Below are 17,541 nucleotides of genomic sequence, written 5' to 3'. Positions count from 1 at the left end.
GGAGAGAAGTGGCGGCGCGCGTCAGAAGTCCGCCACGAGCGAGACGTTGAAGCTGCGGCCCGGCTGGGTGTAGGCGTCGCGGATGGCCGAGGTGGTCGTCACGCCGCGCACATCGCTCCACATCCAGTAGCGCTTGTTGGTGAGGTTGGTCACCGACGCGTTCAGGCGCAGGTCCTTGCGGATGCGCCACTGCGCGCTGATGTCCAGCGTGGTGGCCGCCGGCGTGCGGAACTGCAGGCCCGTGGTCACTTCGCTGCGATCGACGTCTTCCCACTCCTTGGCGCCATGATGAACCGCATCGAGGCGCACGCTCCAGGCCGGCGCCTGGTACTTGAGTCCGGCGCTGAACTTCTGCGGATCGATCGAGTTGAGCGGCCGGTTGTTGGTGCGGTCGCGGCCCTGCGTGCGGCCGTAGGCGAAGGGCACGGAGAAGCCGTTGCCGTTCTCGGTGAAATCGAGCTCGCCCTTGATCTCGAAGCCGCTGATGCGCGCGCGTCCGACGTTGACGGTCTGGTAGATCAGCGGGTCGATGCGCGGAATGCCGCGCCCGCCCACGAGCTTGTCGTTCTCGATGAGGTCCTTGTAGTCGCCGGTGAAGGCGGCCACGTCGAAGCTCAGGAGGCCGGTGCGCCCACGCACGCCCAGCTCGATGTTCTGGCTCTTCTCGGGCTTGAGGTTGGGGTTCGGGATCGTCTTGTAGCCCGAAATCACGTTCTCGAAGAAGTTGTTCACCTGGAACGCATTGGGCGCCTTGAAACCCGAGGCGTAGTTGCCGTACACGCTGAACTGGGGCGTGGCGCGGAACAGCACGCCCAGCTTGGGCGACACGGCCGAGCCCGACAGCGACACGGCCTGCGCGTTGAAGCCCGCCTGCTTCGCGTCGAGCGAGAAGCGGTCGAAACGGATGCCGGGCGTGATGCTCCAGCGGTCGTGAATGAACTCGTCCTGCACATAGAAGGCGGTCGAGGTTTCGCGCGTGTCGGGGAAGCGCTTGAGCGGGTAGCTCTCGCCGGCCGGCGGCACGAGGCCGGTCTGCAGGTTCTCGACATTGGTGCGCGTGTAGTCCAGGCCGTAGGTGATCTTCTGGGCCCAGCTGCCCATGCGGATCGTCTTGTCGGCCTGCAGACCGAACTGCCAGGTGTTCTCGTCGTAGGTGACGTCGCGCGTGCGGTCGGCCGCGGTGAAGCGGTCTTCGTAGATGTACTCGCGCGAGCCGGCCTTCTGGTAGCTCACGACAGCGAGCAGGTTGTCGGCCACGACGCTGTTCAGGCGCAGCCGGCCTTCGTAGGTCAGGCGATCGCGGTCGAGGTCGGTCTTGGCATTGAGGCCGATCACCGAGGTGGACGCATACGGCGGCTTGGCGACGCCCGACAGCAGGTTGTAGCGGCTGCTCTTCTCGACGTGTTCGAAGGTGAAGGCGTGGCGCTGGTCGGCGTTGGGCGTGAGGATGGCCTTGGCCAGCAGCGAACGGGTCTGGTCGCGCTGCGGATTGGGCGTGGTGCGGTCGAGGTTGGGCACGTTGAGCGAGCCCCGGTTCTCGAGTTCGCTGGCGCGTCCCAGGTTGGCGGACACCAGCCACTCGAGCACGTCATTCGCCTTGCCCGCGAGCGTGACGCCGCCGCGCACGCCGTTGTCTTCTCCGCTGTAGCCGATGTTCGCGCTGCCGCCGAAGGTCTTGCCCTCGCGCAGGAAGGACGAGGGCTCGCGGGTGATGAAGTTGACCAGCCCGGCCAGGCCATCCGAACCGTAGAGCGCCGACGCCGGGCCCTTGATGATCTCGATGCGCTCGACGAGGCTGATGTCGAAGTAGTCGCGCCCAAACGCATTGGCGCTGAACACGTAGCTGCGCGGCGTGCGGATGCCGTCGGTCAGCAGCAGCACGCGGTTGCCGTCCAGGCCGCGGATGTTGAAGCCCGCATTGCCGTCACGGCCGGTGTTGCCCTGCGCCAACCCGAAGCGCGCCGGCGAACGCTTGACCGACACGTTGGGCAGGTCGCGCACGGCATCGCGGATGTCGTGGATCTGCTTGCTCTCGATGTCCTGGCGGTTGATGACCTCGATGCTCAGCGGCAGGTCGTGCCTGGCCTGCTCCGAGCGCGATCCGCTCACCACCACTTCGCCGAGTGCCGCGAGTTGCTGGGACCACGCGGGCGCGGCGGCCATGCCGAAGGCAGAGGCGATCAGCCAGGGCAGCAGCGCGGGTCGATGGGAAGACGGTCGAGGGAAATGAGCGGCCACGAAAAAGGTCCAGGAAACAGTTGATGAACTGCTTGCTGGACCTTGAGGCGCAGAGAGAACACTGCGCGTGTGCGACCTGGCTGGCAATGAGGGGCAATCGGCAGTGATTGCCCGCTCATTTATTGTATGAGAATAATTCTCAATTGAAAGATATCAATGTTTGCCAAAGGCCTACTTTACGCAGGGGCCGTCGTGCGGATCAGGTGGTCGAACGCGCCGAGCGCCGCCTTCGCGCCGTCGCCGGCCGCGATGATGATCTGCTTGAACGGCACCGTGGTGACGTCACCCGCCGCGAACACGCCGGGCACCGAGGTCTGGCCGCGCGCATCGACGACGATTTCGCCGTGTTTCGTGAGTTCGACCGTGCCCTTGAGCCAGTCGGTGTTGGGCACCAGGCCGATCTGGATGAACACGCCTTCGAGCTCGACCTTCTTCAGTTCGCCCGATGCGCGGTCCTTGTAGACCAGCCCGTTGACCTTCTGGTCGCCGGTGATCTCGGTGGTCTGCGCGTTGGTGAAGATGTCGACGTTCTTCAGGCTCTTGAGCTTGCGCTGCAGCACGGCGTCGGCGCGCAGTTGCGTGTCGAACTCGATCAGCGTGACGTGGCCGACGATGCCGGCCAGGTCGATGGCCGCCTCGACACCCGAGTTGCCGCCGCCGATGACGGCGACGCGCTTGCCCTTGAACAGCGGGCCGTCGCAGTGCGGGCAGTAGGCCACGCCCTTGTTCTTGAACTCGTGCTCACCCGGCACGTTGATGTTGCGCCAGCGGGCACCGGTCGAGATGATGACCGTCTTGCTCTTGAGCGACGCGCCGCTTTCGAGCTGCACCTCGATGAGGTCCTTGCCCGGCACCAGCGCCTTGGCGCGCTGCAGGTTCATGATGTCGACGTCGTAGTCGCGCACATGCTCTTCGAGGGCGTGGGCGAACTTCGGTCCTTCGGTTTCCTTGATCGAGATGAAGTTCTCGATGCCCAGCGTGTCGAGCACCTGGCCGCCGAAGCGCTCCGAGGCGACGCCCGTGCGGATGCCCTTGCGCGCGGCATACACCGCGGCTGCGGCACCGGCGGGGCCACCGCCGACGATCAGCACGTCGAAGGCGTCCTTGGCGGCGATCTTGGCGGCTTCGCGCTCGACGCCGCTGGTGTCGATCTTGGCCAGGATTTCTTCCAGGCTCATGCGGCCCTGGCCGAACTCGGTGCCGTTCAGGAACACGGTCGGCACGGCCATGATCTGGCGTTCCTTGACTTCGTCCTGGAAAGTGCCGCCCTCGATCATCGTGGTGCGGATGCGCGGGTTCTGGATGGCCATCAGGTTCAGCGCCTGGACCACGTCGGGGCAGTTGTGGCAGGTGAGCGAGACGTAGATCTCGAACTCGAAGTCGCCGTCGAGCGCCTTGATCTGGTCGAGCACGGCCTGCTCGACCTTCGGGGGGTAGCCGCCGATCTGCAGCAGCGCAAGGATCAGCGACGTGAATTCATGGCCCATCGGCAGGCCGGCAAAGCGCGGGCCGTGGTTTTCGCTCGGGCGGTTGACCGAGAACGAGGGCTTGCGGTGGCTGTCGTCGCGGCTTTCGGTCAGCGTGACCAGCGGCGAGACTTCGGCCACGTCCTTCAGCAGCGACAGCATTTCGCCCGAAGCCTTGCTGTCGTCGAGCGAGGCAACGATCTCGATCGGCTGCGTGGCGCGTTCGAGGTAACTCTTCAATTGGGCTTTGGTGCTGGCGTCAAGCATGGCGGACTCTCTTTCGATAACTGGAAACTATCAACTGGGGACAAAAAAGCCCGGGGCCTCGTGAGCGCCCGGGCTTTGCGCGGGGCGCTTAGATCTTGCCGACGAGGTCGAACGACGGAGCGATGGTCTTGTCGCCGTCATTCCACTTGGCCGGGCAGACTTCGTTCGGATGCTCGGCGGTGTAGACCGCTGCCTTGAGCTTGCGCAGGGTTTCCTTCACGTCGCGGGCGATTTCGTTGGAATGCACTTCGGCGGTCTTGATGATGCCGTCGGGGTTGATCACGAAGGTGCCGCGCAGTGCCAGGCCTTCTTCGGGGATGTGCACGCCGAACGCGTTGGTCAGCGTGTGGGTCGGGTCGCCCACCAGGGGGAACTTGGCCTTGCCGACAGCCGGCGACGTGTCGTGCCAGACCTTGTGCGAGAAGTGCGTGTCGGTGGTCACGATGTAGACCTCGGCACCCAGCTTCTGGAACTCGGGGTAGTGGTCGGCCGCGTCTTCGACTTCGGTCGGGCAGTTGAAGGTGAAGGCCGCCGGCATGAAGATCAGCACAGACCACTTGCCCTTGAGCGTCTCGTCGGACACATCGATGAACTTGCCGTTGAGGTAAGCCTGGGTCTTGAAGGGTTGGACTGCGGTGTTGATCAGGGACATGTGATTCCTTGGATGCTGCGGTTGGAAAAATAAGCGTGAGCCATGAGTATAACTACCAATATATCGTTTTTGATAGATATCAACTATTGAAAGTATTGGAACCCGCTATGTTTGCCATCGCCTCGCGCATCGCCTTGCGCCGGGTCAATACGAACGTGTATCACCATCACACGCATGCAGACCGGCGCAGCATGGGTTTGCTTGCAAGCGTGTGTTCGCCCCTCCGACAATCACCGCTTTCAGAACAAGGAAAATAATCATGAAGGGCGACCCCAAAGTCATCGAACACCTGCAGGCGCAGCTCAAGAACGAGCTGACTGCCATCAACCAGTACTTCCTCCACTACCGCATGCTCAAGCACTGGGGCCTGGACAAGCTGGCGAAGAAGGAATACGAGGAATCCATCGGCGAGATGAAGCACGCCGACAAGCTCATGGACCGCATCTTCATGCTCGACGGCCTGCCCAACCTGCAGGACCTGGGCAAGCTGAACATCGGCGAAGACGTGCCCGAACTGCTGCGCTGCGACCTCGGCGCCGAAACCGGCGCGCAAGCGACCATCAAGGACGGCATCGCGCATTGCGAGTCGGTGCGCGACTATGTCTCGCGCGACCTGCTGCAAGAGATCCTGGACGACACCGAGGAGCACATCGACTTCCTCGAGACGCAGATCGACCTGATTGACCGCGTCGGCCTGCAGAACTACCTGCAGTTGCAAGTGGGCGAGCTCGAGTAAGCAGAACGCAACGCTGCCACGGCATTGCAAACAAACGGGGCTTCGGCCCCGTTTTTTATTGCTCTTTACTTAACTTCATAGCCACTGAATAGCAGTCATTCTCATTCGCGCGACTACAATTCGCGCTTTCGATGACTGCCCCCGCCCGTTCCGACAACCGCCGCCGCGCCTATTGGCTCAAGACCCTCCACGAGTGGCATTGGGTCAGTTCCGCCATCTGTCTCGTCGGGATGATCCTGTTCAGCGTCACGGGCGTCACGCTCAACCACGCGGGCCAGATCGAGGCCAAGCCGGTGGTCACCACGCACAACGGCACGGTCGACGACGCCTTGCGCGCCCGCCTCGAACAGCAGTTGCCGGCCGCCAAGGCTCAGCAAGGCAAGGCCCCGCTGCCCGCCGAACTGCAGGCCTGGCTGCGCAAGCAATGGGACATCGACACCGCCGGCCGCCAGGCCGAGTGGTCCGACGACGAAATCTATCTCTCGCTCCCCCGCCCCGGCGGCGACGCCTGGCTGCGGCTGAGCCTGCCCGAGGGCGAGGTCGAGTACGAGCGCACCGACCGCGGCTGGCTCTCCTACTTCAACGACCTGCACAAGGGCCGCAACACCGGCACCGCCTGGAGCTGGTTCATCGACATCTTCGCGGCCGCCACGCTGGTCTTCTCGGTCACCGGGCTGTTCATTCTCAAGATGCATGCGGGCAACCGCCCCTTCACCTGGCCCATGGTGGGCATGGGGCTGGTGGTGCCGGTGCTGCTCGCGTTGCTGTTCATTCACTGACCGGTCCGATCGACGGATCGGCCGGTGCGTTGTCTTTGCTGATTCAGGAAGAAAGAGGTTTTCCCGTGCACCTTCGCTACTCGCTCGCACCGATCGCCATGTCGGCGCTGTTCGCGGCCCCGGCCATTGCCGCCGGCCTGTCGGTCAACATCGAGATTCCCCGGCTCAACGTGTCGGAGTACCACCGCCCCTACGTGGCGACCTGGATCGAACGCGCCGACAGCACGATGGCCGGCACGCTGGCCGTCTGGTACGACGTGCGCACCAAGACCAACAACCCCGAGGGCGAAGGCACCAAGTGGCTCAAGGACATGCGCCAGTGGTGGCGCCGCGGCGGCCGTGAACTGGCGGTGCCGGTCGATGGCGTCACCGGCGCCTCCAAGCCCGCGGGCAAGCACCAGCTGAGCTTCACCGAAGGCTCGGGCGCGATGCCCAAGCTCGCCCCCGGTGCCTACAAGCTGGTGGTGGAAGCCGCCCGTGAAGTCGGCGGCCGCGAGGTCGTGACCATCCCGTTCCAGTGGCCGCCTACCGCCGCCGCGCAACCGGTTGCTGCCGGCAAGGAAGAGCTCGGCGAAATCAAGCTCGAACTCAAGCCCTGAACGCCGCCGCCACCCACTCCGCCCACCCGCTCATTCCAAGGACCACCATGACCCGCTTCACCCTGCGCGCCGCCGGCCTCGCCCTCGCCCTCTCGGCCGTTGCCTCCGTGACCCAGGCGCACAACGCCTGGCTGCTGCCCTCGACCACCGTGCTGTCGAAGGCCGACACCGTGAGCGTCGACGCCGCCGTGTCGAACGACCTGTTCGTTGCCAACCATGCGCCGCTGCGCCTGGACGGCCTGCAGATCACCGCGCCCGACGGCAGCACGGTCAAGCCGGAATCCGAAGCCAAGCTCAAGCTGCGCAACGTGTTCGACGTGAACGTCGCGCAGCCGGGCACCTACCGCATCGCGGTGGTCAACAACGGCGCGTTCGCCGCCTGGAAGGACAAGGCCACGGGCCAGAACAAGCGCGCCCGCGGCACGGCCGAAACCATCGCCAAGGAAATCCCGGCCGATGCGCAGGAAGTGACCATCACCCAATCGGCCGGCCGCATCGAGACCTTCGTGACCGTCGGCAAGCCCTCGACGCTCAAGCCCATCGGCCAGGGCCTGGAACTGATCTCGGCCGGCAGCCCGACCGACCTGGCCAAGGGCGAGAAGGCCACCTTCACGCTGCACCTGGACGGCAAGCCCGCCAAAGACCTCGAAGTGACGGTGACCGCCGGCAACACCCAGTACCGCGACAAGCTCGACGAGCTCAAGCTCAAGACCGACGACAAGGGCCAGTTCAGCGTGACCTGGCCGGCCGCCGGCATGTACTGGCTCGACGCCAGCACCAAGGACAGCAAGACCACCGTGCCACAAGCCAAGGAACGCCGCCTGAGCTACGCGGCCACCCTGGAAGTGATGCCCTGACCCTGCGTTTTTCCTTGGGCCTGTCCTTCAGCACCTGGCGCGCGGGCGGCTACGCCAACGCGGCCGTTCCCCGTCGCGCCGATCCCGCCAGCCTCCAGCAGCTCGGGGGGCAGACGATGGGCACGACCTGGTCGCTGCGCTTCGACAACCCGCAGATGCTGCCGCTCGCGCAGGTGCGCGAGGCGGTCGAGGCGGCGCTCGCGCGCGTGATCGACCAGATGAGCCACTGGGAGCCCGACTCCCTCATCAGCCGCTTCAACGCCGCGCCCGCCGGCTCTCGCCATGCGCTGCCGGCCGAATTCGCACAGGTGATGCAGTGCGCCCTCGCGTGGGCGCAGGCCAGCGGCGGCGCGATCGACCCGACGATCGGTGCCTTGGTGGCGCGCTGGGGCTTCGGCCCCGCAGCGTCGCAGGACAACGCCCTGCCCTCGCCCGACGCGCTGGCCGCGATCCACTCGAACGTCGGCTGGCAACGGCTGACCTTCGATGCGACCGACCACACGCTGCTGCAACCCGGTGGCGTGCAGCTCGACCTGTCCGGCATCGCCAAGGGCTTCGCGGTGGACCATGGCGTCGACGCGCTGCGTGCGCTCGGCCTCACCGACCTGCTGTTCGAGATCGGCGGCGAGCTGCGCGGCATCGGCCGACGACCCGGCGGCGCGCCGTGGCAGGTGCAGGTCGACACCGAGCTGCCGACCCCGCAACGCATCGCCCTGGCCGACATGGCCGTGGCCACCTCGGGTGACCGCTGGCATCGGCGCGCCATCGACGGCCGCAGTTGGTCCCACACCATCGATCCGCGTGGCGGCGAGCCCGTGGCGCATGCGCTGGCCAGCGTCACAGTGCTGCACCCGCAGTGCATGCAGGCGGACGCGCTCGCCACCGTGCTGACCGTGCTCGGCCCCGACGAGGGGCTGACCTTCGCGCAGCAGCGCGACATCGCGGCCCTGTTCATCTCCCGCGCCGACGACGGATCGATCTCCGAGCGCGCCACGCCCGCGTGGCAGGCGCAGGCGGGCGCATGACCGAGACCCTGTGGCGTGCGCTGGGCGCCAGTGCGACGGTCGCGGCCTATGCCGCGCTGTGCCTGGGCATCTACGCACGCCAGCGGCGGCTGCACGCCACGGCCGCCCGCGAAGCCGCGGCCCTGTCGGCCGGTGACGGCGCGCAGGCCTCGCCCACCCTCGTGCTGTTCGCCAGCCAGACCGGCCAGGCGGAAACCATCGCGTGGCAGACCGCGCGACGGCTGCGCGCGGCGGGCACGGCCGTGCGCGTGATGGCGCTCAACGCCCTCGACAGCGCCACGCTGGCTTCGGCCCGCCGCGCCCTCTTCGTGGCCAGCACCTACGGCGAGGGCGATGCGCCCGACGGCGCCAGCGTGTTCGCCGAGCGCGTGATGGGCGCGCCGCTGGCGCTGCCATCGCTGCGCTACGCCGTGCTGGCGCTCGGCGACCGCCAGTACACCCACTTCTGCGGTTTCGGCCGCGCGCTCGACGCGTGGCTCCACACGGCCGGCGCCGTGCGCGACTTCGATCCCATCGAGGTCGACAACAGCGACCCCGCCGCGCTCGCCGATTGGCACGCCCGCTGGGGCGATGCGCCGGAGGGCAGAGACGACGCCCCGGCAAGCTTCGCGCCCTGGCGGCTCACGCGGCGCGAACTGCTCAACGCCGGCAGCACGGGCGGCCCGGTCTTCCATCTCGGTCTCACGCCGCAAGCCGGCGCCCTGCCGCACTGGGCGTCGGGCGACCTGGTGCAGGTCGCCATCGCAAGCGATCCGGCACGGCCACGCGACTACTCGATCGCCTCCCTGCCCGCCGACGGCGAGCTGCAACTGCTCGTGCGGCAGGAGCAGCACCCCGACGGCTCGATGGGCGCCGCGTCGGGCCTGCTCACCTCGACGCTCTCGGTCGGCGACTCCGTGGCGCTGCGCCTGCGGCCGCACCGCGGCTTCCGGCTCGAAGGCAACGAGAACCGTCCGCTGATCCTGATCGGCAACGGCACCGGACTGGCCGGCCTGCGCGCCCACCTGCGCGCGCGCGCCGCGGCCGGCCGCAAGGACAACTGGCTCGTGTTCGGCGAGCGCCAGTCCGCCCACGACTTCCTCTGCCGCCAGGAAATCGAAGCCTGGCAGGCCGACGGCACGCTCGCGCGACTCGACATGGTGTTCTCGCGCGACCAGGCCGAGCGCTTCTACGTGCAGCACCGCCTGCTGCAGGTGGCCGACACGCTGCAAGCCTGGCTGCGCGATGGCGCCGCCGTCTATGTCTGCGGCAGCCTGCAGGGCATGGCATCGGGCGTGGACGCGGCGCTGCGCCAGATCGCCGGCGACGACCTCTGGGCCGAGCTGTCGGCCAGCGGACGCTACCGCCGCGACGTCTATTGAACGGCCCGCGCGGCCTCGTCAGTTGCGCGCCGGCAACGGAGCGAGCGAAACTTTCTGGTTAAAAGCGGCCAGTTGAGCACCTTGGTATTGAGAAGCAATATCATTTGCATCGATTTGCAAAAACCTTCGCAAATCAGCTCACCCAGCCAGTCTTGCCGCCCTTTTTCTCCCCGAGAGTGCGCCGCCCGGACCCAGCCAGTCGAGCTCTGCCCGCCCGCCCTTTCTGGAGAAAACAACATGGCCTATATCAAGAGCCGCAAACACGCCGTCGCACGCGCCGTTCCTCACCTTTCGGGTGCCGCCGCAGCCACGCTGCTGGCCATCGCAGCCCCCGCCGCCTTTGCCCAGACCGGGCGGGCCCTGCCTGAAGTCCGCGTGCAGGATTCGAGCGCCGCCGACTACAAGACCGACACCTCGGCCAACCCGAAGTTCACGGCCCCGCTGGTGAACACGCCGCAGACCATCCAGGTGATCAAGGAACAGATCATTCGCGAACAAGGTGCGACCACGCTCACCGAAGCGCTGCGCAACACCGCCGGCGTCGGCACCTTCTTCCTGGGCGAGAACGGCAACACGAACACCGGCGACGCCGTGTTCATGCGCGGCTTCGACAGCTCCAGCAGCATCTTCGTGGACGGCATCCGCGACCTGGGCTCGGTCTCGCGCGACATGTTCAACATCGAGCAGGTCGAAGTCGTGAAGGGCCCGTCGGGCACCGACGTGGGCCGCACCTCGCCCACCGGCTACATCAACCTCGTCACCAAGAAGCCGAAGCTCGAAGACAGCTTTCTGGGCTCGCTCGGTTTCGGCAGCGCCGACTACAAGCGCGGCAGCATCGACTGGAACAAGTCGCTCAGCAGCGCCAACGGCATCGGCGCGGCCTTCCGCCTGAATGCGGCAATGGAAGACTCGGGCGTGCCCGGTCGCGACTTCGTCAAGAACAAGCGCACGGCCATTGCACCGTCGATCGCGCTCGGCCTGAATTCGCCCACGCGCTTTTACTTCGACTACCTGCACGTCGACCAGGACAACGTGCCCGATGGCGGCGTGCCGACCATCGGCCTGCCCAGCTACTCGAACCCCGATCCGGTCGCCCTCGGTGCGCGTCGCCGCAGCTTCCTGAACTACGCAGCGCCGGTCGATCCGAAGAACTTCTACGGCACCGCCTACGACTTCAACAAGGTGACGGCCGACATGTTCACCGCGCGCGTGGAGCACGACTTCACGCCCGACATCACGCTGCGCAACACGACCCGCTACGGCAAGACGAAGCAGGACTATATGCTGACGGCGTTCATGCTCGGCGGCCTGGGCACCAACGGCAACCCGCCGCCCTCGGGCAACACCGCGTTCCTCAGCACGCCGATCCCAGGCCTGCCGTCGACCTGGACGACCACGCGCAACCTGCCGACCAACAAGAACCAGGAAAACACGATCTTCGTCAACCAGACGAACGTGACCGCCAAGTTCAACACCGGCAGCCTGAGCCACTCGCTCAGCGCCGGCGTCGAGCTGATCCGTGAAGAGCAGTCGAGCCTGGGCTACTTCAGCCCCGGCGCCACGTTCAACGGCAAGGTCGTGCAGAACGGCGCATGGCCCGTGGCCAACCTGTACGCGCCGAACCCGTACGTGAACGGCTACAACCGCATGCTCAGCGGCGCCGACAGCAAGGGCGTGACCAACACGGTCGGCCTGTACGCCTTCGACACGATCAAGCTCAACGAGCAATGGCAGATCACCGGCGGCCTGCGCTTCGATCACTACAGCACCTCGTTCCAGAGCGCGGCGCTGTCGACCGCAACGACCAACCCCGGCCTGCCGGTCGGCACGCTGGTGCCCTCGTCGCTCAAGCTCTCCGACAACCTGTTCACCGGCAAGATCGGCGTGGTCTACAAGCCCGCGAAGAACGGCAGCATCTACGCGGCCTACGGCACCTCGGCCCAGCCCCCGGGCGGCGCGAACTTCTCGCTGTCGGCCGCCGGCACGGGCAACAGCGCAGCGCGCACCGACTTCCTGCCGCAGAAGGCCAAGACCTTCGAAGTCGGCACGAAGTGGGACGTGCTGGACGACAAGCTGTCGCTGACCGGCGCGGTCTACCGCACCGACGTGACCAACGAAGTGGTGCAGGACCCGACCAACACCGCGCTGTACTACCAGAGCGGCAAGAAGCGCGTGCAGGGCATCGAACTGGGCGTGGCGGGCACCATCACCGAACGCTGGGGCATGAGCGCCGGCTTCACCACGATGGACACCAAGGTGCAAAGCGGCCCCAACGTCACGGCCGACGGCACCAACGTGCTGACCTACACGCCGAAGAACTCGTTCACGGCCTGGACCACCTACCAGTTCCCGTTCGGCCTGACGGTCGGCGGCGGCGCGCGCTACAACGGCAAGCTGCACCGCGGCACCGACGGCGCCGTGGGCACGCCGGCGTACATCGACTCCTACTGGGTGTTCGATGCCATGGCGTCGTACCGCATCAACAAGAACGTCGACATCCAGCTGAACATCGCCAATGTGTTCGACAAGCAGTACGCGGCCGCCATCAACAAGAGCGGCTACCGCTACACGCCGGGCATCCCTCGCTCGGCCAAGATCACCGCGAACTTCGCGTTCTGATCCCGACGACCGCGTCGCCTCCGTGCCGGCCCTTGCGGCAGGCGCGGTGCGACACTCGAGCCCCGGCCTGCGCCGGGGCTTTTTTCTCTTGTGGAGTTCACCGAAATGATGCTGCATGTGCCCGACGTGCTGAGCCCGGACCAGGTGCGCGAGATGCGCGCCGCGCTCGATGCCACCCATTGGGTCGACGGCCGCGAAACCGTGGGAGACCAAGGCGCGCAGGTGAAGCGCAACCGCCAGTTGCCGGAGTCTTCGCCGGTCTCGCGCGAACTCGGCGCGACCATCCTGGCCGCGCTCTCGCGCCACGCGCTGTTCTTCTCGGCCGCGCTGCCCGCGCGTTTCGTGCCGCCGCTGTTCAACCGCTACGAGGGCGGCGAGCACTACGGCGTGCATGTCGACGGCTCGGTGCGTGCGGTGCCGGGCAGCAGCCAGCAGCTGCGCACCGACCTGTCGTGCACCCTCTTCCTGAGCAATCCGGAGGATTACGACGGCGGCGAGCTGGAAGTGATCGACACCTACGGCTCCCACGAGGTCAAGCTGCCGGCCGGCGACCTCATCCTTTACCCGGCGAGCAGCCTGCATCGCGTGCACCCGGTCACGCGCGGGGCGCGGGTGTGCTCCTTCTTCTGGCTGCAGAGCATGGTGCGCAGCGATGCCCAGCGCGGCATGCTGTTCGAACTCGACCAGACCATCCAGAAACTGCGCGCCCGCCTGGGCGAATGCGAGGAAACCGTGGCGCTCACCGGCCACTATCACAACCTGCTGCGCCTCTGGGCCGAGGTGTAACACCGGCTTGCAAACTCCGACTGCATGTCAGTCATAGTGATTGCAAATGCGATGGATTCTTATTTATAATGAGTCACATCCAACAGCCAGCCAACTGCCGCTTTCACCGCCATGATCGTTTGCGTCTGCCGCCGAGTCTCTGACCGTGAAATCGCACGTCATGTGCGCGCGGGCATGACTTTCGACGAAGTCCAGTTCGAACTCGGCGTGGCCACCCAGTGTGGCCAGTGTGAAGGTTGTGCCCGCGACATCGTGGCGCAGTGCAGTGTCTCTCACCCGGTCGCCGCACTGAACTGCGAATCGGCGCCGAGAGCGATCCAGCTTGCCAACTCCATCAAGGAAAGCAAAGCATGGAACTCGTCTCGGCTCTCGGCGGCAGCCTGATCCTCGTCGCCGGCTCTGTCTGGTGGATTTTTCGCAAGTAGCGTCTCTGTAGCGGTTTTGCTGCAATCGGGGCACGATTTGTAGTGCCCGCATTCGAATGGTTGATCGTGTCTGACCGCTTTGCCCCCCCTCCCTCCTTTCTTGGCCTGTCGCGTACTGTCGTCATTGCCGGCGGCGTGATCCTGTTTCACGGCGCCGCGCTGTGGGCGCTGCAAAGCGGCCTGCTGCGCCGGGCCGCCGAAGTGGTGATTCCCGTCGAGATCCTGAGCCAGTTCGTCGAACCGCCGAAGCCCAAGGCCGATCCGCCGCCCCCACCGCCTCCGCCGCCGCAACCCAAGGTGAGCAAGGCACCGCCGCCGCCGCGTCCGCAGGCCATCCGCGAACCCAAGCCGACGCCCGCGCCGAACGCGACCTCGGGCACCACCGAGCCGCCGCCTCCACCCGCGCCCCCGGCACCGCCCGCGCCGCCGGCCCCTCCCGCACCGCCGCCGTCGCCTCCGGCGCCGCCCGCCGTGCAGTTGCCGTCGAGCAATGCCGACTACCTGCAGAACCCGAAGGCGGTCTACCCCGCCATGAGCAAGCGGCTCGGCGAGCAGGGCAAGGTGATCGTGCGCGTGCTCGTGGGCGCCGACGGCCTGCCCAAGAGCGCCGAGGTCAAGAAATCCAGCGGCTTCGACCGCCTCGACGAGGCCGCCGTCGAATACATCATGAAATGCCGGTTCGTGCCCGGCAAGGTCAACGGCGTGGTGCAGGCCATGTCTTACGACGCCCCCGTCAACTACGTCCTGAACTAATTTTTCTCTGGAGCAACTTCGTATGGATTCCCAATTTGGCTTGATGAACGTCTGGAATCAGGGCGACTTCGTCACCAAGGCTGTCGCGGTTCTGTTGATCGGCATGTCCCTCGCATCGTGGATCGTGATCATCGTGAAGGCGCTCGACGTCATCAAATACAAGCGCCTGGCCAAGCACTCGCAGGACTTCTGGCACAGCGAAGACTTCGCCACCGCCCTGAACAAGCTGGGCACCGACGACAGCAACCCCTTCCGCGCCCTGGCACTCGAAGGCCGCGAAGCCGCCGCCCACCACCGCAACACGAAGGCGCACCTGCATGACGCGCTCGACGTGAGCGACTGGATCACGCGCGCCCTGCGCAACGGCATCGACGCCTTCACGGCGCGCCTGCAGACCGGCCTGGCCATCCTCGCTTCGGTGGGTTCGACGGCGCCGTTCATCGGCCTGTTCGGCACCGTCTGGGGCATCTACCACGCGCTGATGAGCATCGGCTCGGCCGGCCAGGCGACCATCGACAAGGTGGCCGGCCCGATCGGCGAAGCACTGATCATGACGGCCCTGGGCCTGGCGGTCGCCATCCCCGCCGTGCTGGGCTACAACGCCCTGGTGCGCGGCAACAAATTCGTGCTGACCAAGCTCAACAGCTTCGCCCACGACCTGCACGCCTACTTCGTGACCGGCGCCCGCGTGCAAAGCGGCAGCGGTGAAGCCGTCGTGGTTCCGCTCAAGAAGGGCTGAGCAGCATCATGGCTTTCGGAACGCAAGACGAACCCGATGAGGTGATGAACGAGATCAACATGACGCCGCTGGTCGACGTCATGCTGGTGCTCCTGATCATCTTCATCATCACCGTGCCGGTCATGAAGCACGCGGTCAACATCGACCTGCCCCGCGCCAGCAGCGAGCCCGAGCAGCCCAAGCCGCAGAACATCCTGTTCAGCGTCACGGCCGACGGCGCCTACTACTGGAACGAGCAGAAGATCGACGACAGCGAGCTGCCGAACCGCCTGGCCGCCGAAGCGGCCAAGGAACCACAGCCCGAGCTGCACATCCGCGGCGACAAGGCCGTGCGCTACGAGCGCGTGGCCAAGGCCATGGCCGAGGCGCGTGAGGCCGGCGTGCGCAAGATCGGCTTCATCACCGAGCCCGACACGAAGTGATCTGAACGAGTGAATGACGGATCGAAAAAAAGTTGATCGCGACGATTGACTTTATATTGAGAATCATTATCATTCACTCATCGCTTCCATAAAGGGAACTCCAGATGCCAGCCACCCCGAATGCCTTTTCTGTCCTGAACCACCCTTCGCTCGACCAATCGGGTGGCGGTCATGCATCGATCCAGGCAGCGCGTCCGGCGCCGATGGTCGAAAGCACGGAGCTTCTGAAGGGAAGCAAGACCGTGGGCATCATGCACAACGGCTCGCTCTACCGGCTTCAGGCCACCAAACTCGGCAAGCTGATCCTGACCAAGTAGGTCGTTCAGCCCGCCCCTCGCGCAAGTTTCATCGTGGGGCGACTCGAGGAGATTCATCTCCGAAGGGTCGTTTTTTGCTAGCCAACGGTTCGCCGACTAGCCAAGCTTTTTTTCACGCTGAAGCCCCGAAAAAGAAAACGCCGACCATCTGGTCGGCGTTTTGCTTTGGGCGAATGAAAAGGCTTACAGGCCGAGCGCGGCGATGCCGGCCTTGGCGATCTGCGCATCTTCGTTCGACTTCACGCCGCTCACGCCCACAGCGCCGATGACGTGGCCGTCCTTCACGATCGGCACGCCACCTTCGAGCAGGCCTTCCACCAGGGGCACCGTCAGGAATGCGGTGCGGCCGCCGTTGATGATGTCTTCATAGACCTTGCTCTCGCGACGGCCCATGGCGGCGGTGTGTGCCTTGGCCGGGGCGATGTGCGAGGACAGCGCGGCGGCGCCGTCCAGGCGCTGCAGCCAGAGCAGGTTGCCGGCGTCGTCGGAGATGGCGATGGTCACGGCCCAGTTGTTCTTCAGGGCCTCGGCTTCCGCTGCAGCGGCGATGGCCTTGACGTCGGCGAGTTCGAGGAATGATTTGGTCTTCATGGATAGGCTCAGGTTGCGTCGAAACCCGACAGCATAACGGCGGGGCGCCGCAGCGTCCCACGGGGGCTTAAGAACAACGGGCATACGGTCTTTGCAAGGCCCCCTCTTGCAGCCCCCTAGAATGCGCCCAACTGCGTGTCATTGCATGCAGCAACCTCAGGAGCTTCGGCCATGAACGACCGTGTGACCACCCTCGACACTTCCACCGGCTACGGCCAGACACTGCCGCAGGCCGAACGCCAGCGCGTGCTGCGCAATACCTACTGGCTGCTGGCGCTGAGCCTGCTGCCCACCGTGCTGGGCGCCTGGATCGGCGTGAGCACCGGCATCACCCGCTCGCTCACCGGCGGACTCGGCCTGATCGTCTTCCTCGGCGGCGCCTTCGGCTTCATGTTCGCGATCGAGAAGACCAAGAACTCCGCCGCCGGCGTGCCGGTGCTGTTGGGCTTCACCTTCTTCATGGGCCTGATGCTGTCGCGCCTGCTCGCGATGGTGCTGGGCTTCAAGAACGGCCCCGAACTGATCATGACGGCCTTCGGCGGCACCGCCGGCGTGTTCTTCGTGATGGCCTCGCTGGCCACGGTCATCAAGCGCGACCTGTCGGGCATGGGCAAGTTCCTGTTCGTCGGCGCCCTGGTGCTGATGCTCGGCGCGGTCATCAACGTCTTCGTGGGCTCGAGCACCGGCATGCTGGTGATCTCGGTGGCGGCCATCGGCATCTTCTCGGCCTACATGCTCTATGACCTGAAGCAGATCATGGACGGCGGCGAAACCAACTACATCAGCGCCACGCTGGCCCTGTACCTGGACATGTTCAACGTGTTCCAGAGCCTGCTGGCCCTGCTGGGCATCTTCGGCGGCGAGCGCGACTGAGCGGCTTGCTCCGACCCCAGGAAAAAAGGCCCCGAG

General features: G+C 65.8%; 18 protein-coding genes. 14 read left to right on the top strand and 4 right to left on the bottom strand.

The window, feature by feature from the left end:
* Positions 1-21 precede the first annotated feature (21 nt).
* From AC1RL8_RS09815 to ahpC, 3 genes are all read right to left on the bottom strand, one after another.
* On the bottom strand, positions 22-2,238 hold the full coding sequence (locus AC1RL8_RS09815) for a TonB-dependent hemoglobin/transferrin/lactoferrin family receptor (RefSeq protein ID WP_492685172.1): 2,217 nt from the start codon (positions 2,236-2,238) through the stop codon (positions 22-24).
* A gap of 176 nt (positions 2,239-2,414) precedes the next feature.
* Positions 2,415-3,971: an alkyl hydroperoxide reductase subunit F gene (gene ahpF / locus AC1RL8_RS09810; protein WP_095950792.1), complete on the bottom strand. Its 1,557-nt coding sequence runs from the start codon at positions 3,969-3,971 to the stop codon at positions 2,415-2,417.
* An 88-nt stretch (positions 3,972-4,059) separates the two neighbouring features.
* On the bottom strand, positions 4,060-4,623 hold the full coding sequence (gene ahpC / locus AC1RL8_RS09805) for an alkyl hydroperoxide reductase subunit C (RefSeq protein ID WP_062473036.1): 564 nt from the start codon (positions 4,621-4,623) through the stop codon (positions 4,060-4,062).
* Between the two features lie 259 nt (positions 4,624-4,882).
* On the opposite strand from ahpC, the gene bfr reads away from it, so the two are divergent.
* From bfr to hemP, 13 genes are all read left to right on the top strand, one after another.
* On the top strand, positions 4,883-5,359 hold the full coding sequence (bfr, locus tag AC1RL8_RS09800; RefSeq protein WP_062473038.1) for a bacterioferritin: 477 nt from the start codon (positions 4,883-4,885) through the stop codon (positions 5,357-5,359).
* A 131-nt stretch (positions 5,360-5,490) separates the two neighbouring features.
* Positions 5,491-6,138 (top strand): PepSY-associated TM helix domain-containing protein, encoded by a 648-nt coding sequence (locus AC1RL8_RS09795; protein ID WP_492685171.1) that lies wholly within the window; start codon positions 5,491-5,493, stop codon positions 6,136-6,138.
* Between the two features lie 98 nt (positions 6,139-6,236).
* Complete coding sequence (locus AC1RL8_RS09790; RefSeq protein ID WP_174543631.1) at positions 6,237-6,737, top strand: DUF2271 domain-containing protein; 501 nt, start codon at positions 6,237-6,239, stop codon at positions 6,735-6,737.
* A 47-nt stretch (positions 6,738-6,784) separates the two neighbouring features.
* Entirely contained in the window at positions 6,785-7,594 is an 810-nt protein-coding gene (locus tag AC1RL8_RS09785; RefSeq protein ID WP_492685170.1) for a DUF4198 domain-containing protein, read from the top strand.
* 14 nt (positions 7,595-7,608) lie between these two features.
* Positions 7,609-8,619: an FAD:protein FMN transferase gene (locus AC1RL8_RS09780; RefSeq protein WP_492685169.1), complete on the top strand. Its 1,011-nt coding sequence runs from the start codon at positions 7,609-7,611 to the stop codon at positions 8,617-8,619.
* Complete coding sequence (locus AC1RL8_RS09775; RefSeq protein ID WP_492685168.1) at positions 8,616-9,980, top strand: sulfite reductase subunit alpha; 1,365 nt, start codon at positions 8,616-8,618, stop codon at positions 9,978-9,980. Before AC1RL8_RS09780 ends, AC1RL8_RS09775 begins: the two co-directional genes overlap by 4 nt.
* Before the next feature lie 237 nt (positions 9,981-10,217).
* A complete protein-coding gene (locus AC1RL8_RS09770) occupies positions 10,218-12,599 on the top strand; it encodes a catecholate siderophore receptor Fiu (protein WP_369647658.1) in 2,382 nt (793 codons plus the stop codon).
* Between the two features lie 105 nt (positions 12,600-12,704).
* The gene (locus tag AC1RL8_RS09765; protein ID WP_492685704.1) at positions 12,705-13,385 is read left to right on the top strand and encodes a Fe2+-dependent dioxygenase; all 681 of its coding nucleotides are present in this window, start codon (positions 12,705-12,707) and stop codon (positions 13,383-13,385) included.
* A gap of 111 nt (positions 13,386-13,496) precedes the next feature.
* On the top strand, positions 13,497-13,769 hold the full coding sequence (locus AC1RL8_RS09760; RefSeq protein WP_062473051.1) for a (2Fe-2S)-binding protein: 273 nt from the start codon (positions 13,497-13,499) through the stop codon (positions 13,767-13,769).
* A 104-nt stretch (positions 13,770-13,873) separates the two neighbouring features.
* Entirely contained in the window at positions 13,874-14,563 is a 690-nt protein-coding gene (locus AC1RL8_RS09755) for an energy transducer TonB (protein WP_070059744.1), read from the top strand.
* 22 nt (positions 14,564-14,585) lie between these two features.
* Positions 14,586-15,302, top strand: a complete 717-nt coding sequence (locus tag AC1RL8_RS09750; protein WP_062479023.1) for a MotA/TolQ/ExbB proton channel family protein — start codon at positions 14,586-14,588, stop codon at positions 15,300-15,302.
* A gap of 8 nt (positions 15,303-15,310) precedes the next feature.
* Complete coding sequence (locus AC1RL8_RS09745) at positions 15,311-15,724, top strand: ExbD/TolR family protein (protein WP_062479026.1); 414 nt, start codon at positions 15,311-15,313, stop codon at positions 15,722-15,724.
* A 104-nt stretch (positions 15,725-15,828) separates the two neighbouring features.
* The gene (gene hemP, locus AC1RL8_RS09740) at positions 15,829-16,041 is read left to right on the top strand and encodes a hemin uptake protein HemP (protein ID WP_062479029.1); all 213 of its coding nucleotides are present in this window, start codon (positions 15,829-15,831) and stop codon (positions 16,039-16,041) included.
* 183 nt (positions 16,042-16,224) lie between these two features.
* On the opposite strand, the gene AC1RL8_RS09735 is transcribed toward hemP, so the two are convergent.
* Positions 16,225-16,632: a GlcG/HbpS family heme-binding protein gene (locus AC1RL8_RS09735; protein ID WP_492685167.1), complete on the bottom strand. Its 408-nt coding sequence runs from the start codon at positions 16,630-16,632 to the stop codon at positions 16,225-16,227.
* A gap of 171 nt (positions 16,633-16,803) precedes the next feature.
* On the opposite strand from AC1RL8_RS09735, the gene AC1RL8_RS09730 reads away from it, so the two are divergent.
* Positions 16,804-17,505: a Bax inhibitor-1/YccA family protein gene (locus tag AC1RL8_RS09730; RefSeq protein WP_062479032.1), complete on the top strand. Its 702-nt coding sequence runs from the start codon at positions 16,804-16,806 to the stop codon at positions 17,503-17,505.
* Positions 17,506-17,541: the final 36 nt, after the last annotated feature.

It is taken from the genome of Variovorax sp. GW822-FHT04E09 (assembly GCF_058800845.1).
This window is presented reverse-complemented; position numbering and strand designations above follow the sequence as displayed.

Excerpts from the sequence above, each read along its gene's own strand:
- ahpF (WP_095950792.1), bottom strand. The coding sequence starts at position 3,971 with ATGCTTGACGCCAGCACCAAAGCCCAATTGAAGAGTTACCTCGAACGC.
- ahpC (WP_062473036.1), bottom strand. The coding sequence starts at position 4,623 with ATGTCCCTGATCAACACCGCAGTCCAACCCTTCAAGACCCAGGCTTAC.
- bfr (WP_062473038.1), top strand. The coding sequence starts at position 4,883 with ATGAAGGGCGACCCCAAAGTCATCGAACACCTGCAGGCGCAGCTCAAG.
- AC1RL8_RS09795 (WP_492685171.1), top strand. The coding sequence starts at position 5,491 with ATGACTGCCCCCGCCCGTTCCGACAACCGCCGCCGCGCCTATTGGCTC.
- AC1RL8_RS09790 (WP_174543631.1), top strand. The coding sequence starts at position 6,237 with ATGTCGGCGCTGTTCGCGGCCCCGGCCATTGCCGCCGGCCTGTCGGTC.
- AC1RL8_RS09785 (WP_492685170.1), top strand. The coding sequence starts at position 6,785 with ATGACCCGCTTCACCCTGCGCGCCGCCGGCCTCGCCCTCGCCCTCTCG.
- AC1RL8_RS09775 (WP_492685168.1), top strand. The coding sequence starts at position 8,616 with ATGACCGAGACCCTGTGGCGTGCGCTGGGCGCCAGTGCGACGGTCGCG.
- AC1RL8_RS09770 (WP_369647658.1), top strand. The coding sequence starts at position 10,218 with ATGGCCTATATCAAGAGCCGCAAACACGCCGTCGCACGCGCCGTTCCT.
- AC1RL8_RS09765 (WP_492685704.1), top strand. The coding sequence starts at position 12,705 with ATGATGCTGCATGTGCCCGACGTGCTGAGCCCGGACCAGGTGCGCGAG.
- AC1RL8_RS09760 (WP_062473051.1), top strand. The coding sequence starts at position 13,497 with ATGATCGTTTGCGTCTGCCGCCGAGTCTCTGACCGTGAAATCGCACGT.
- AC1RL8_RS09750 (WP_062479023.1), top strand. The coding sequence starts at position 14,586 with ATGGATTCCCAATTTGGCTTGATGAACGTCTGGAATCAGGGCGACTTC.
- AC1RL8_RS09745 (WP_062479026.1), top strand. The coding sequence starts at position 15,311 with ATGGCTTTCGGAACGCAAGACGAACCCGATGAGGTGATGAACGAGATC.
- hemP (WP_062479029.1), top strand. The coding sequence starts at position 15,829 with ATGCCAGCCACCCCGAATGCCTTTTCTGTCCTGAACCACCCTTCGCTC.
- AC1RL8_RS09735 (WP_492685167.1), bottom strand. The coding sequence starts at position 16,632 with ATGAAGACCAAATCATTCCTCGAACTCGCCGACGTCAAGGCCATCGCC.
- AC1RL8_RS09730 (WP_062479032.1), top strand. The coding sequence starts at position 16,804 with ATGAACGACCGTGTGACCACCCTCGACACTTCCACCGGCTACGGCCAG.